Here is a 16,055-nt window from a genome sequence, read left to right as displayed (position 1 = left end):
TGCCAATGGGTGAATTCGGAGACCTCGCTGCGGCCGGGGAGAGCGGTGCCGACGAGCCTTTCGAGGGCACGGGCGCGCGGGCGGAGCGGTGGCGGCTGCGGCTCGGCGGGCTGCCGCCGGGCGAGCGGTCGCGGGTGCTGCTGGACCTGGTGGCCGGGCTCGCCGCCCAGGCGTCGCGCCTGGTGGAGCTTGAGGGGACGCCCGAGGCCGGACCGGAGGACGGGGCCGGAGCGGCCGCCGCCGACGCCGCCCGGCCGTTCCGCGACCTCGGCCTGGACTCGCTGGCCCTGGTCGACCTGCACGCGCGGCTCACGGCGGCGACCGGCCTCGCCCTGCCCGTCACCGTCGCCTTCGACCACCCCACGCCCGGCGCGCTCGCCGAGCGTCTGCACGCCGAGCTGCTCGGCCTGGCCCCGGACGAGGCGCCCGTCGCCGCCCGCGACCGGGACGACGACGAGCCGATCGCGATCGTCGGCATCGGCTGCCGGTTCCCCGGGGGCGCGGACACGCCGGAGCGGCTGTGGCGCCTGCTCTCGGACGGCGCGCACGTCGTGTCGGAGTTCCCCGCCGACCGCGGCTGGGACCTGGACCGGCTGTTCTCCGACGACCCCTCCGAACCCGGCACGACCTACGCCCGGCGGGGCGGCTTCCTCGCCGGGGCTGCCGAGTTCGACGCCGGGTTCTTCGGCATCGGGCCGCGCGAGGCCCGCGCGATGGACCCGCAGCAGCGCCTCGTCCTGGAGACCTCATGGGAGGCGCTGGAGGACGCGGGCATCGATCCGCGGTCACTGCGCGGCACCCCGGCCGGGGTGTTCGTCGGCGCGGAGCCGCAGGAGTACGGGCCCCGGCTCCACCAGGCGCCGGACGGCCTCGACGGCTACCTGCTCGCGGGCGCCGCCCCCAGCGTGGTGTCCGGGCGGGTCGCCTACACCCTCGGTCTGGAGGGCCCGGCGCTCACGGTGGACACCGCCTGCTCGGCGTCGCTCGTCGCGCTGCACCTCGCCGTGCGCGCGCTCCGCGCGCACGAGTGCTCGCTCGCGCTCGGCGGGGGCGTCGCGGTGATGGGCTCTCCCGGAACGTTCACGGCCTTCAGCAGGCAGCGCGGCCTCGCCCCGGACGGGCGGGCCAAGTCCTTCGCCGAGGGAGCGGACGGCACGGCGTTCGCCGAGGGCGCCGGCGTGCTCGTGCTGGAGAGGCTCGGCGACGCCCTGGCCCGCGGCCACACGGTGCTGGCGGTCGTGCGGGGCTCCGCGGTCAACTCCGACGGCGCCAGCAACGGGCTGACGGCGCCGAGCGGCCCGGCGCAGCGACGGGTGATCCGCCAGGCGCTCGCCGACGCCGGGCTCACCGCCGCCGACGTACAGGCTGTGGAGGCGCACGGGACCGGGACGAGGCTGGGCGACCCGATCGAGGCGCAGGCGCTGCTCGCCACCTACGGCCGGGACCGTCCGCAGGACGGGCCGCTGCGGCTCGGGTCCATCAAGTCCAACATCGGGCACGCGCAGGCGGCGGCGGGCGTCGCGGGCGTGATCAAGATGGTGCTGGCGATGCGGCACGGCGTGCTCCCGCGCACCCTGCACGTCGACCGGCCCTCCCGGCACGTCGACTGGACGGCGGGCCGGGTCGCCCTGCTCACCGAGCCGGTCGAGTGGAAGCCGGGCGATGCCCCGCGCCGCGCCGGCGTGTCGTCGTTCGGTGTGAGCGGCACCAACGCCCACCTGATCCTTGAGGAGCCGCCGGCCGCCGAGGAGCCCCCGGCGGTCGGGGAGCCCCCGTCCGGGCCGGTTCCGCTGGTGGTGTCGGCGCGCGGCGCGGACGCGCTCGCCGCGCAGGCCGAGCGCCTGATCGAGCGGCTCGACGGCGGCGATCCCGCCGACGCCCGGCTCGTCACCGACCTCGGCTACTCGCTGGCGACCGGCCGGGCCGCCCTCGACCACCGCGCCGTGGTGATCGCCGCCGATCCCGCCGAGGCCGTCGCGGGACTGCGGGCCCTCGCGGCCGGCGGCCCGGCCGAGGGCGGGCCCGAACCGGTGCGCGGCCACGCCGGCGGCGGACGCCTGGCCATGCTGTTCCCCGGGCAGGGCAGCCAGCGCCGAGGCATGGGCGGGGAGCTCCACGGCGCGTATCCGGAGTTCGCGCGGGCGCTGGAGCAGGCCGTCGACCACCTGGACGTGCACTACGACCGCTCGCTCTGGGACGTGCTGTTCGCCGCGGAGGGATCCCCCGAGGCCGCTCTGCTCGACCAGACCGTGTACGCGCAGGGCGCCTTGTTCGCCGTCGGGACGGCCCTCTACCGGCTGCTGGAGTCCTGGGGGCTGCGCCCGGACCACCTCGCCGGGCACTCGGTCGGCGAGGTGACCGCCGCGCACGTCGCGGGCGTCCTGTCGCTGGAGGACGCCGCGGCTCTGGTGGCCGCGCGCGGACGCCTCATGCAGGAGCTCCCCGCGGGCGGCGCGATGGTCGCCGTCGAGGCCACCGAGCGGGAGGCGCTCGCCGCCCTCGCGGGCCACGAGGCCGAGGCCGCCGTCGCCGCCGTCAACGGCCCGGCCGCGGTGGTGCTGTCGGGCTCGCGTGACGTGGTGCTCGGCCTGGCCGCCGGGTTCGAGCGGGACGGCCGCCGCACCCGGCGCCTGCGGGTGTCGCACGCGTTCCACTCGCCGCTCATGGAGCCGATGCTGGAGGAGTTCGGCCGGGTCGCGCGCGTCCTCGACTACGCGCCGCCGAGCATCCCGATCGTCTCGAACCTCACGGGCGCGCTCGCGTCCGAGGAGGAGCTGCGCTCGCCCGGCTACTGGGTCCGGCACGTCCGCGAGGCCGTGCGCTTCCACGACGGCATGCGGTGGCTGGGCGGGCAGGGCACCGGCACGTTCCTGGAGCTGGGGCCCGACCCGGTGCTGTCGGCGATGGGGCCGTCCTGCCTGCCTGACGAGACCGCCGCCTTCGCCGCCGCGCTGCGCCGCGACCGCGACGAGCGGCGTGAACTCCTGGCGGCCGTAGCGCTCGCCCACGCCCGCGGGGCGCGGCTGGACTGGCCGGCGTTCTTCCGCGGCAGCGGCGCGCGGCGCGTCGAGCTGCCGACCTACGCCTTCCAGCGGGAGCACTACTGGCTCGCGGCACGGGAGAGCGGCGATCCCGGCGTCCTCGGCCAGGAGCCGCTGGACCACCCGCTGCTGAGCGCCGCGGTCGGGCTCGGTGAGGACGGCGGCGCCGTCCTCACGGGCCGGATCTCCACGCGCGCCCACCCGTGGCTGGCCGACCACGTGATCGCCGGAGCGACGCTGCTGCCCGGAACGGCCCTGCTCGACCTGGCGCTGCACGCGGCCGGGCTGCTCGGCTGCGCGGCGGTGGACGACCTCACCCTGGAGACGCCGCTCGTCCTGCCCCCGGACGCCGCGGTGGCGCTCCAGGTGGCGGCCGGCCCTGCCGACGGGCAGGGCCGCCGCACGATCCGGATCTACTCCCGCGCCGAAGGCGGCGACGGGCTGTCCGGCGACTCCTGGGTGCGGCACGCGAGCGGCCTGCTCGGCCGGGACGCGCCCGCCCCCGCCGACACGCCCGACCTCGCGGTCTGGCCGCCGCGCGGCGCCGAACCCGTCGACGTCGCGGCCCTCTACGCGGACATGACCGCGCAGGGCTACGAGTACGGACCCGCGTTCCGCGGGCTGCGCGCGGCCTGGCGGCACGGCGCGGACGTCTACGCCGAGATCGCGCTGGACGCCGGCGCCGCGGCCTCCGCCGCCGGGTTCGGCCTCCATCCCGCGCTCCTGGACGCCGCGCTGCACGCCACCGACCTCGCCGCGCCGGACGAGGCCGCCGAGGGGCTCCGGCTGCCGTTCGCCTGGAACGGCGTGCGCCTGCACGCGGTGGACGCGGTGGCGGCGCGGGTCCGCATCAGGGCGCTGGGTCGCGGCGCCGTCGCCCTGGACCTCGCCGACGGCGCGGGCGCCCCGCTCGCGTCCGTCGCGTCCTACGTGGTCCGGCCCGCGAACGCCGCGAGCCTCGGACCGGCCTCGCAGGCCGGGCCGCTGCTCGCGGTGCGGCTGGAGGGACACGGCCCGGCCGGCGGCGGCCCGGCACCGGTCCCCCTCGCGGACATCGGCCCGGGCGCCGCGCCGGAACTCGCCGTCCACCTCGTCCCGGAGGAGGAGGGCACCGTCCCCGAGCGGCTGCGCGCCGCTACCGGCGGCGTGCTGGAGGCCGTCCGATCCTGGCTCGCCGACGAACGCTTCGCGCCGGCGCGCCTGGTGGTGGCGACGCGGAGCCCGGGCGACCCCGTCGCGTCGGCCGTGCACGGTCTGGTCCGCGCGGCGCAGGCCGAGCACCCCGGCCGGTTCGTCCTCGCCGACCTCGACGCCGCCGAGGGGTCCTGGACGGCGCTGCCCGGCGCCGTCGCGACCGGCGAGCCCGAGGTGGTCCTCCGCTCGGGCCGCCTGCGGGTCCCCAGGCTCGCCGCAGTGCCCGCCCCTGATCGGGACGGCGCCGAGCCGGCCTGGCAGGGGAGCGGACCCGTCCTGGTCACCGGCGGAACCGGCGGACTCGGCGGCCGCATCGCGCGCCACCTGGCCGCCGTGCACGGTGTGCGGAGCCTGCTGCTGGTGAGCAGGCGCGGCCCCGACGCCCCCGGCGCGGCCCAGTTGCGCGAGGAGCTGGCCGCCCTCGGCGCGGAGGCCGAGGTGGTCGCCTGCGACGTCGCCGACCGCGCGGCGCTGGCCGCGCTGCTCGCCGGCCGTCCGCCGGCCGCGGTCGTCCACGCGGCGGGCGTCCTGGACGACGGCGTCGTCACCGCGCTCACCCCGGACCGTCTGGGCGCCGTTCTCGCCGCCAAGGCCGACGGGGCGTGGCACCTGCACGAACTCACCCGCGGCCTGCCGGAGACGCGCGCCTTCGTGCTGTTCTCCTCGACCGCCGCGCTCGTGGACGGAGCCGGTCAGGCCAACTACGCCGCCGCCAACGCCTTCCTCGACGGCCTCGCCGCGCTGCGCCGGGCGGAGGGACTGCCCGCCGTCTCGCTCGCCTGGGGCCCGTGGGAGGGCGCCGGGATGGCCGCGGCGCTCGACGAGCCCGCGATGAGCCGGATGGCGCGGCTCGGCATCACGCCGATGCCCGTCTCCGAGGCCCTCGCCCGGTTCGACCTGGCCGTGGCCTCCGGTGAGGCCGCGTGCGTGCCGGTGCGGCTCGACCGCGCCGCGCTCGGTGCGGCGGGCGGCGAGGTTCCCGCACTGCTCCGGGCGCTGGCACCCGCGCCGCGCCGCCGTCCCCGCGCCGCCGCGCCCGCCGCCCGGCAAGCGGCCGGACTGGCCGCGCTGGACGGCACGGACCGCGACGCGGCCCTGCTCGACCTCGTCCGCACCCACGCCGCCGCCGTCCTCGGCCACGGCACGGCCGCCGCCGTCGAACCCGGCCGTCGGTTCCACGACCTCGGCTTCGACTCCCTGGCCGCCGTGGAACTGCGCAACCGCCTCGGCGCGGCCCTCGGCGCCAGGCTCAGCCCGACCCTCACCTTCGACCACCCCACCCCCGAAGCCCTGGCCGCGCACCTGGCGGGCCGGGACGGCACCGCCGTCCCGGCCGCGTCCGCGGCGGCGCCCGCGGAGGAGCCCGTCGCCGTGGTGGGCATGGCCTGCCGCTACCCGGGCGGCGTGCGGTCGCCCGAGGACCTGTGGCGGCTGCTGTCCGACGGCCGCGACGCCATCTCGTCCTTCCCGGCCGATCGCGGCTGGGCGGCGGACCTGTTCGACCCCGAGCCCGGCGTCCCGGGCAAGAGCTACGCGGACAGGGGCGGCTTCCTCTACGACGCGGCCGACTTCGACGCCGGGTTCTTCGGCATCGGACCGCGCGAGGCCCAGGCCATGGACCCGCAGCAGCGGCTGCTGCTGGAAGTGTCATGGGAGACCCTGGAGCGGGCGGGCATCGACCCGCATCGGCTGCGCGGGACGGCCACGGGCGTGTTCGCCGGAGTCATGTACCACGACTGGGGCCTGCGACTGGGCAGGCTCCCGGACGATCTGGCCGCCTACCACGGCAACGGGAGCCTGGCGAGCGTCGTGTCCGGCCGGGTCGCCTACACGCTCGGCCTGGAGGGCCCCGCCGTCACGGTGGACACGGCGTGCTCGTCGTCCCTGGTCGCCATGCACTGGGCCGTCCAAGCCCTCCAGCGCGGCGACTGCACGCTGGCCCTGGCCGGAGGCGTCACGGTCATGTCGACCCCGGACACCTTCGTGGACATGAGCCGCCAGCGGGGCCTCGCGGCGGACGGGCGGTGCAAGTCGTTCGCCGCCTCGGCCGACGGCACCGGCTGGGGCGAAGGCGTGGGGATGCTGCTGCTGGAGCGGCTGTCGGACGCTCGGCGTCACGGGCATCGGGTGCTGGCGGTGGTGCGGGGTTCGGCGGTGAACCAGGACGGCGCGTCGAACGGGCTGACGGCGCCGAACGGTCCCTCGCAGCAGCGGGTCATCCGCCGGGCCCTGGCGACCGCGCGGCTGCGTCCCGACGAGGTCGACGCGGTGGAGGCCCACGGGACGGGGACGCGGCTGGGCGACCCGATCGAGGCGCAGGCGCTGCTGGCGACCTACGGGCGGGAGCGTCCGGAGGACCGGCCTCTCTGGCTGGGGTCGGTCAAGTCGAACATGGGGCACACGCAGGCCGCGGCGGGTGTCGCCGGTGTGATCAAGATGGTGCAGGCCATGCGCCACGGCGTCATGCCGAGGACGCTGCACGCGGACGTGCCGTCGGACCAGGTCGACTGGTCGTCGGGTGCGGTGCGGCTGCTGACCCAGGATCGGGAGTGGGCGGTGGACGGCCGTCCGCGCCGCGCGGGGGTCTCGTCGTTCGGGATCAGCGGGACGAACGCCCACGTCATCCTCGAAGAGGCCCCGGCCGCCGAGCCGGCCTCCGATGATCCGGACGGCCCGCCGGTGATCCCCTGGGTGCTGTCGGCCCGCACGCCGGAGGCGCTGCGGGCCCACGCCGACCGGTTGCGCGCCCACCTCGGCGCGCTCCCCGGCGACCGGCTCGTCCCCACCGCCCGCGCCCTCGTGACGGCCAGGGCGAGCCTGGAGCATCGCGCCGTCGCGATAGGCGCGGACCGGGTCGAACTGGGCCGTTCCCTGGAACGCATCGCGGAAGAGCCTCCCTCCACCCCCGGCAGCCCGGCAGGCCTTGCGTTCCTGTTCTCGGGTCAGGGTTCGCAGCGGTCGGGGATGGGCCGGGAGCTGTACGAGTCGTTCCCGGTGTTCGCCTCAGCCTTCGATGAGGTCTGCGAGGCGCTGGACGAGCCGGTGCGTGAGGTCGTCTGGGGTGATGACCTCGACCGTTTGACGCAGACGTTCTGGACGCAGACGGGCCTGTTCGCGTTCGAGGTCGCGCTGTTCCGGCTGCTCGAATCCTGGGGCGTCGTCCCGGACTTCCTGGTGGGGCATTCGGTCGGCGAGATCGCGGCCGCTCATGTGGCCGGTGTGTTGTCGCTTGAGGACGCGTGTGCGTTGGTGCGGACGCGTGCCCGGTTGATGCAGGGCCTCCCACCAGGTGGGGCGATGGTCGCAGTCCAGGCGTCGGAGGACGAGATCCGGCCGCTGTTGACCGATGGCGTGGAGATCGCGGCGGTGAACGGACCACGGGCGGTCGTGCTGTCCGGGGTGGAGTCCTCCGTCGTCGCGGTGGCGGGCGCGGTGGAGGGCAGGACGCGCCGGTTGCAGGTCTCGCACGCGTTCCACTCGCGGCTGATGGAGCCGATGCTGGACGCTTTCGCCGATGCGATCGGCGGGCTGGACTTCCGTGCCCCGCAGATCCCGGTCGTCTCGAACGTGACCGGGCTGCCCGAGAGCGACTTGGGCCCGGAGTACTGGGTGCGTCAGGTGCGCGGCACCGTCCGGTTCGGGGACGCGATCGAGCACCTGTCCGGCCAGGGTGTCGGCACGTTCATCGAGATCGGCCCCGACGCGGCCCTCACGCCGCTGGTCGACGACGGCGCCATCGCCCTGCTGCGGCGCGACCGGCCCGAGGCGCGCGAACTCCTGACCGGCCTCGGCCAGGCGTTCACCCGGGGCCACCGGGTCGACTGGTCCGCGGTCCTCCCCGAGGGGTCCGGGGCCGAGGGGCCGGAGCTGCCCACCTACCCCTTCCAGCGGCGGCGCTACTGGCTCGACCCCTCGGTCGGGTCCGGTGCGGGGCTCGGCTCGGCGGGGCTGGAGGAGGCGGGGCATCCGCTCCTCACCGCCGTCGTGACGTCCCCGGCCTCCGGCGAGACCGTGCTGACCGGCAGGCTCTCCACCGACACCCGGGCGTGGATCGGCGACCACCGGGTGCTGGGCGCCGTGCTGCTGCCGGGCACCGCGCTGGTCGAGCTGGCGATCAGGGCCGCCGACGAGACGGGCGCCGAGCGGATCGAGGAACTGGCCCTGGAGAACCCGCTCGTCCTCCCCGAGCGGAGCGCGCTCGCGCTGAGGGTCGTGGTGGCCGCGGCGGACGGCACCGGGGCCCGCGCGCTGTCGATCTACTCGCGGCCTGAGGAGCCCGGCGCGGACTGGACGCGCAACGCGGGCGGCACCCTCGGCCCCCGGTCCGGTGAGCCCGCCGAACCCGACGACGAGCTGACGCCGTGGCCGCCGCCCGGAGCCGACCCCGTCGACGTGACCGGCGCGTACTCAGCGCTCGCTGAGCGCGGTTACGGCTACGGTCCCGCCTTCCAGGGCCTGCGCGCCGCCTGGCGGCGCGGGGACGAGGTGTTCGCCGAGGTCGAGCTGCCCGCGGAGACCGCGGCCGAAGCCGGCGACTACGGCCTGCACCCCGCGCTGCTCGACGCCGCCATGCACGCCGACCTCCTGTGCGGGCATGCCGAGGCCCGGGACGCGACACTCCTGCCGTTCAGCTGGAACGGGGTCACGCTGCACGCGGGCGGCGCGGCGGCCGCCCGGGTGCGCATCCGGCGGCTGCGCGGCGAGGAGCTGTCGGCGATCACGGTGGCCGATCCGACCGGCCGGCCCGTCGCCACGGTCGAATCGCTCGTCTCCCGTCCGGTCACCGCCGACCGGCTGCACGCGGCGCGCGGCCTCGCGGCGGCCCTGCACCGGATCGAGTGGCGGCCGCTGCCACTGCCGGAAGGCGCGGGCCGTCCGGCCCCCGAGTCTTTCCGCGCCGCCCCGCCGGAGGGCGCGGACGTCCCGGAGGCGGTACAGGCCGTGACCGCCGAGGCGCTGCACGCTCTCCAGAACCGCCTGCGGGACGGCCGCACCGATGACGAGCCGCTCGTGGTCCTCACGCACGGGGCGGTCCCGTCCGCCCCCGGAGAGGACGTCGACCCGGCGCAGGCCGCGGTGTGGGGCCTGGTCCGCGCCGCGCAGGCCGAGCACCCGGGCCGCTTCGTCCTCGTGGACTGCGACGGCTCCGCCGAATCCGAGGCGCGGCTCGGCGCGGTGGTCGCGACCGGCGAGCCCGAGGCGGCCCTGCGCGCCGGGCACGCGTCGGTGCCCCGCCTGGCGGCCCTCGCCGCCGGGACCGCCGCCCCCGCATGGCCCGACGACGGTCCGGTGCTGGTCACCGGGGGGACCAGCGGGATCGGTGCGGCCATCGCCCGGCACCTGGCCGCGCTCCACGGCGTCCGGCGGCTGGTGCTGGCGAGCAGGCGCGGACCCGCCGCGCCGGGCGTGCCCGAACTGGTCGCGGAGCTGGAAGGGCTCGGCGCGCGGGCCGAGGTCGTCGCGTGCGACGTCGCCGACCGCGGCGCCGTGACCGCGCTCCTCGCCGCGCACCCGCCGCGCGCGGTCGTCCACGCCGCGGGCGCGGTGGACAACGCGCCCGTCGACGCCCTCACCCCCGAGCGGTGCGCCACGGCGCTGCGGCCGAAGGCGGGCGGCGCGTGGCTCCTGCACGAGCTGACGCGCGACCTGGACCTCACCGCCTTCGTCCTCATCTCCTCGGCGGGCGGCCTCGTCCTCGCCTCCGGGCAGGGGGGCTACGCGGCGGCGAACACCTTCCTCGACGCGCTCGCCGCGCACCGCCGGGCGGCGGGGCTCCCGGCCGCATCGCTCGCGTACGGCATGTGGGCCCTCGACACCGGGCTCGGCGGCGCGCTGACCGGCGCCGACCTCGACCGGATGGCGCGGCTCGGCACCCCGGCGCTCCCCGCCGACGAGGCGCTCGCGCTGTTCGACGCGGCCGCGGGCTCCGGCGAGGCCGCCCCGGTCGCGCTGCGGCTGGACGCCGCCGCCCTCGCCGCCCGGACCGACGACCTGCCCGCCCTGCTGCGCGACCGGGCCCACGGCCGAGCGACCGGGCCCGCTCGCAGGAGCGCCGGTGGAGCGTCGGCGGCGCTGCTGCGGCGCCTGGAGGACGCCTCCGGCGCCGAACGCGACCGCGTCCTGCTCGAGCTGGTGCGCGAGCACGTCGCGGCCGTGCTCGGCCACGCGTCCCCCACCGAGGTGGACCCCGACCGCGCCTTCCGCGACATGGGCTTCGACTCGCTCGCCTCCATCGAGCTCCGCAACGCCCTGGCGAAGGCCACCGGGCTGAGGCTCCCGGCCACGCTGGTGTTCGACCACCCGACCACCCGGGCCGTCGCGGAGCTGCTCGGCGAGCGCGGGCCCGGGGCGTCCAGGGGCACCGCCCGGACCGCCGCGCCCGCGACGGCTCCGGCGACCGACGAGCCCATCGCGATCATCGGCATGGCCTGCCGCTTCCCCGGCGGCGTCCGGTCGCCCGAGGACCTCTGGCGGCTGGTCGCGCAGGGCCGCGACGCGGTCGGCGACTTCCCCGCCGACCGGGGCTGGGACACGGCGGGGCTCTACCATCCGGAGCCGGGGACGCCCGGCCGCGCCTACACGCGCAGCGGCGGATTCCTTTACGATGCCGCCGACTTCGACCCCGAGCCCTTCGGCATCATGCCGCGCGAGGCGCTGGCGATGGACCCCCAGCAGCGGCTGCTGCTGGAGACGGCCTGGGAGGCGTTCGAGCGGGCCGGGATCGACCCGGCGTCCGTCCGCGGCAGCAGCACCGGCGTGTACGCGGGGGTCATGTACCACGAGTACGCCTCCCGGCTCCGGGAGGTGCCCGAGGACGTCGCCGCGTACACGGGCAACGGCAGCGCCGGGAGCATCGCCTCGGGCCGCGTCGCCTACGCCCTCGGGCTGGAGGGCCCGGCGATCACGATCGACACGGCGTGCTCGTCGTCCCTGGTCGCGCTGCACATGGCGGGCCAGGCGCTCCGGCGCGGCGAGGTCTCGATGGCCCTCGCGGGCGGCGTGACGGTCATGCCGACCCCGGACATCTTCGTGGAGTTCAGCAGGCAGCGCGGACTCGCCGCGGACGGCCGCTGCAAGGCGTTCGCCGCCGCCGCCGACGGCACCGGCTGGGCGGAGGGCGCGGGCCTGCTGCTGGTCGAGCGGCTGTCGGACGCGCGCCGCAACGGCCATCCCGTCCTCGCCGTCGTGGCAGGCAGCGCGGTCAACCAGGACGGGGCGTCCAACGGGCTCAGCTCCCCGAACGGGCCGTCGCAGCAGCGCGTCATCCGGCAGGCGCTCGCCTCCGCCGGGCTGGCACCCGGGCAGGTGGACGTGATCGAGGGCCACGGTACCGGCACCCGGCTCGGCGACCCGATCGAGGCGCAGGCGCTGCTGGCGACCTACGGGCAGGACCGTCCCGCCGACAGGCCCGCGCTGCTTGGCTCGCTGAAGTCGAACATCGGCCACGCCCAGGCCGCCGCCGGCGTCGGCGGCGTGATCAAGATGGTGATGGCCGTCCGCGCCGGGCTCGCCCCCCGCACCCTGCACGTGGACGAGCCGACACCGCGCGTGGACTGGACGGAGGGCGGCGTCCGCCTGCTCACCGAGGCGGTGGACTGGCCGGAGGGGCCCGAGCCGCGCCGCGCCGCCGTCTCCTCGTTCGGGCTGAGCGGCACCAACGCCCACGTCATCATCGAGGAGGCCCCCGAGTCCGCGCCGGCCGAGCGGCCCGCCGCCGCGCGGCCGCATCCGCCCGTGCCGCTGCCGCTGGCCGCGGCGAGCCCGGCGGCCCTGGCGGCGCAGGCCGGGAGCCTCGCCACCCACCTGCGCGACCGCCCCGGCCAGAGCCTCCCTGACGTCGCCCTGTCGCTGGCCGAGGGCCGCGCGGCCCTCAAGCACCGCGCCGTCGTGGTCGCGCCGGACCGGGACGCGGCGCTGCGCCGCCTGGACGCCCTCGCCGACGCGGACCGGACCGGCGCCCCCGCGGGCGTGCTCACCGGCACCGCCGGAGACGAGGGGCCGACCGCGTTCCTGTTCTCCGGCCAGGGAGCGCAGCGCCCCGGGATGGGCCGGGAGCTGCACGCCGCCCACCCCGCCTTCGCGGCGGCCTTCGACTCCGTCTGCGCCCACCTCGACCCGCTGCTCGACCGCCCCGTACGCGAGATCGCCTTCGCCCCCGAAGGCTCCCCGGAGTCGGAGCTGCTCGACCAGACCCGGTACACCCAGCCCGCCCTCTTCGCGTTCGAGGTCGCGCTGTACCGCCTGCTGGAGTCGTGGGGCCTGGTCCCGGACCACCTGCTCGGCCACTCGGTCGGAGGGATCGCCGCCGCGCACGCCGCCGGCGCCCTGTCCCTGCCTGACGCGTGCGCGCTCGTGGCCGCGCGGGCGCGGCTCATGCAGACCCTCCCGCCCGGCGGCGCGATGGTCGCGGTCCAGGCCACCGAGGACGAGGCGGCCCCGCTGCTCGGACCGGGCGTCGGGATCGCGGCCGTCAACGGCCCGGCCTCCCTCGTCCTGTCCGGTGAGGAGCGGGCCGTCGAGCGGGCCGCCGCGCGGCTGGCCGAACGCGGACGGCGGACCAGGCGGCTCCGGGTCTCGCACGCGTTCCACTCGCCGCTGATGGAGCCGATGCTCGCGGAGTTCGGCCGCGCCGCCGCGGGCCTCACCGCCGCGCCGCTCCGGGACGTCCGGCTGGTGTCCGACCTGACCGGCGAGCCGGTGGACGCGCGGGAGCTCGCCTCGGCCGAGTACTGGACCCGGCACGTCCGGGAGACGGTGCGCTTCGCCGACGGGATGCGCGCGCTCGGCGCGGCGGGCGTGACGCGCTTCGTGGAGATCGGTCCCGGCCGCGCCCTCACCGCGGCGGCCCGCGAGTGCCTCGACGGCCCCGGCATGCTCATGGTCGCGGCCTCGGACGCCGCCATGACCGAGCCCGAGGCGCTCCAGACCGCCGTCGCGGCCCTGCACGTCTCCGGTGCGAGCCCCGACTTCGGCGCCCTGCTGGCCGACCTGCGCCCCGCCCGCGTCGACCTGCCCACCTACGCCTTCGAGCGCCGCAGGTTCTGGCTCGACGCGCCCGCCGCGCCCCCCGGCGACCCCGCCGGCCTCGGCCAGCGCCCGGCCGGGCACCCGCTGCTCGGCGCGGTCGTCGCGGCGGCGGCGACCGGCGGCGCGCTGCTCACCGGGCGGCTCGGCACCGACACCCAGCCCTGGCTGGCCGACCACGACGTGCTCGGCAGCGTCCTGTTCCCCGGCACCGGCTACGTGGAGCTCGCGGTCCGGGCGGGGGAGGAGGTCGGCTGCCCCGTCGTCGAGGAGCTGGCCATCGAGACGCTGATGCCCCTGCCGGAGCGCGGCGGCACCGCCGTGCAGGTCGCCGTGGAGCCCGCCGACGCGTCCGGCCGCCGCTCCTTCGCGGTGTACTCGCGCCGCGAGGACGCCCCCGCCGAGGCGGCGTGGGAGCGCAACGCGTCGGGCGTGCTGCGGGCCGGGGAAGCGGTCCCGGCCGTCCCGGAGACCGCGTGGGCGGCCGCGGCGTGGCCGCCGCCGGACGCCGACCCGGTCGACATAGGCGGGGTGTACGACTACCTCACCAGCCAGGGCTACGGGTACGGGCCGATGTTCCGGGGCCTGCGCGGCATCTGGGTGCGGGGCGGCGAGACCTTCGCCGAGGTGGCCCTCCCGGAGTCCGCGACCGGTGACGCGGCCCGGTTCCGGCTGCACCCCTCGGTGCTGGACGCCGCGCTCAGCGCGACGGACTTCATGGAGGGCCGCAGGCCCCAGGACGTCGGCGGCACGCAGCTCCCGTTCGCCTGGACGGACGTGGCGCTCCACGCGGCGGGCGCGGCCCGGCTGCGGGTCCGGATCACGCGGGTGGAGCGCCCGGTCGCGGAGGGCTCCGACGCCGTCCGGCTGGAGCTCGCCGACGCGGCGGGCCGCCCGGTGGCGACCGTCGGGTCCCTGGTCGTGCGGCCGGTCACCGCCCAGCGCGTCAACGCGGCCGCGGCCGCCGGCGCCGGGCACCGCGAGTCGCTCCTGCGGCTCGGCTGGAACCGGCTGCCGCTCGGCGGCGCGGTCGAGGAGACCGCGGACGGCTGGGCCGTTCTCGGCGCGGGCGTCGAGCTGCCCGGCGCGGCGGTGCTGCCCGACCTCGCCGCGCTCGTCCGGAGCCTGGACGAGGGCGGGAAGGCCCCCGCGGTCGCGGTGCTCGCGCTCGGTGACCCGGACCCCGGCGGCGGCGACGTGCCGGACGCCCTGCGCGCGGCGGCGGGCGGGCTGCTCGACGCGCTGCGCGGCTGGCTCTCCGACGAGCGGTTCGCGGCGTCCCGGCTGATGGTCGTGACACGAGGAGCCATGGCCGTCCGCGACGGGGAGGCGGCCGACCTGGCCCACGCCCCGCTGTGGGGCCTGACGCAGGCGGTCCAGGAGGAGCATCCCGGCCGCTTCCTCTACGCGGACGTGGACGGATCGTCCACAGCGACGGCCCTGCTCCCCGCGCTCGCCCGCGCGGAGGAGCCGGTCGCGGCCGTCCGGGGAGGGGAGGCGTGGGTGCCGCGGCTCGCCCGCGTCGCGCGCGGCGAGGACGGGCCGCCGCCCTGGAGCGCGACGGGCACGGTCCTGGTCACGGGCGGCACGAGCGGGATAGGCGCGGTCCTCGCCCGGCACCTGGTCACCCAGCACGGTGTCCGGCACCTGCTGCTCACCAGCCGCCGGGGCCCGGCCGCGCCGGCCGCGGACGACCTGCGCGCGGAGCTCACCGCGCTCGGCGCCCGGGTGACGGTGGCCGCCTGCGACGTCGCGGACCGCGCGTCGGTGGCCGCGCTGCTCGCGGGCGTCCCGGTCGACGCGCCGCTCGCCGGGGTCGTGCACGCGGCCGGGGTCATGGACAACGCGACGGTGGAGGCGATGACGGGCGACCAGCTCGCCGCCGTCCTCGCCCCCAAGGCCGCCGGAGCCTGGAACCTGCACGAACTCACCCGCGACCTGGACCTCACGGCGTTCGTGATGCTCTCGTCGGCGGCGGGCCTGGTCGCCTCCGCGGGGCAGGGCAACTACGCGGTCGCCAACCGGTTCCTGGACGCGCTCGCCGGGCACCGCCGGGCCGCGGGCCTGCCCGCCGCGTCCCTCGCCTTCGGGCTGTGGGAGCTGCGGACGGAGATGGGCGGCGGCGTCACGGACGCCGACCTGCGGCAGATGGCGCGGCTCGGCGCCCCCGGCATGGCCACCGCCGAGGCGCTCGCGCTCTTCGACGAGGCGACCCGGATCGACGAGCCCGTCCCGGTGCCGATGCGGCTCACCGACCCCGCGCCGGACGCGCCGGTGCCGCCCCTCCTGCGCGACCTGCGGCACGCGCGCCCGGCCCGGCCCGCCCCGGCCAGGCCCCGCGTCGCGGCGGCCGCGGCGGCACCGGCGGAGGACACCGCCCTCGACCTGCGCCTGGCCGCGCTGCCCGCGCAGGAGCGCGGCGGGTTCCTGCTGGACCTCGTCCGGGCGCACGTCGCCGCCGTCCGGCACGACGAGCCGGCGTCCATCGACGTGGACCTCGGCTTCACCCAGCTCGGCCTGGACTCCCTCGCAGCGATCGAACTGCGCAACCGGCTGCAGGAGGCCACCGGCTGCCGGCTGCCCGCCACGCTGATGTTCGACTACCCCAACTCCAGGGCGCTGGCCGACTTCCTGCTGACCGAGCTGCTGCCCGGGGAGGCCGCGGACGACCCCGCTGCGGCCCCCGCCGGAACCCCCGGGCCCGCGCGGGAGGACCGGGAAGACGCGATCAAGAAGATGGCGGTCGAGGACCTGGTGCGCGAGGCGCTCGCCTCCGGGGACGCGACCTGAGCGGAA

At 77.7% G+C, this 16,055-nt stretch carries 1 protein-coding gene; it reads left to right on the top strand.

The window, feature by feature from the left end; all coding sequences use genetic code 11:
* The first annotated feature begins 5 nt into the window (after nt 1-5).
* Nucleotides 6-16,049 (top strand): type I polyketide synthase, encoded by a 16,044-nt coding sequence (locus tag FKD65_RS45395; protein ID WP_141576718.1) that lies wholly within the window; start codon nt 6-8, stop codon nt 16,047-16,049.
* Nucleotides 16,050-16,055: the final 6 nt, after the last annotated feature.

Origin of the sequence: Actinomadura sp. WMMA1423 (assembly GCF_006547145.1) — a bacterium.
Lineage (GTDB): Bacteria > Actinomycetota > Actinomycetes > Streptosporangiales > Streptosporangiaceae > Spirillospora.
The sequence above is the reverse complement of the archived record's forward strand: the minus strand, read 5'-3'. Positions and strand labels throughout refer to the sequence as shown.

Excerpts from the sequence above, each read along its gene's own strand:
- FKD65_RS45395 (WP_141576718.1), top strand. The coding sequence starts at position 6 with ATGGGTGAATTCGGAGACCTCGCTGCGGCCGGGGAGAGCGGTGCCGAC.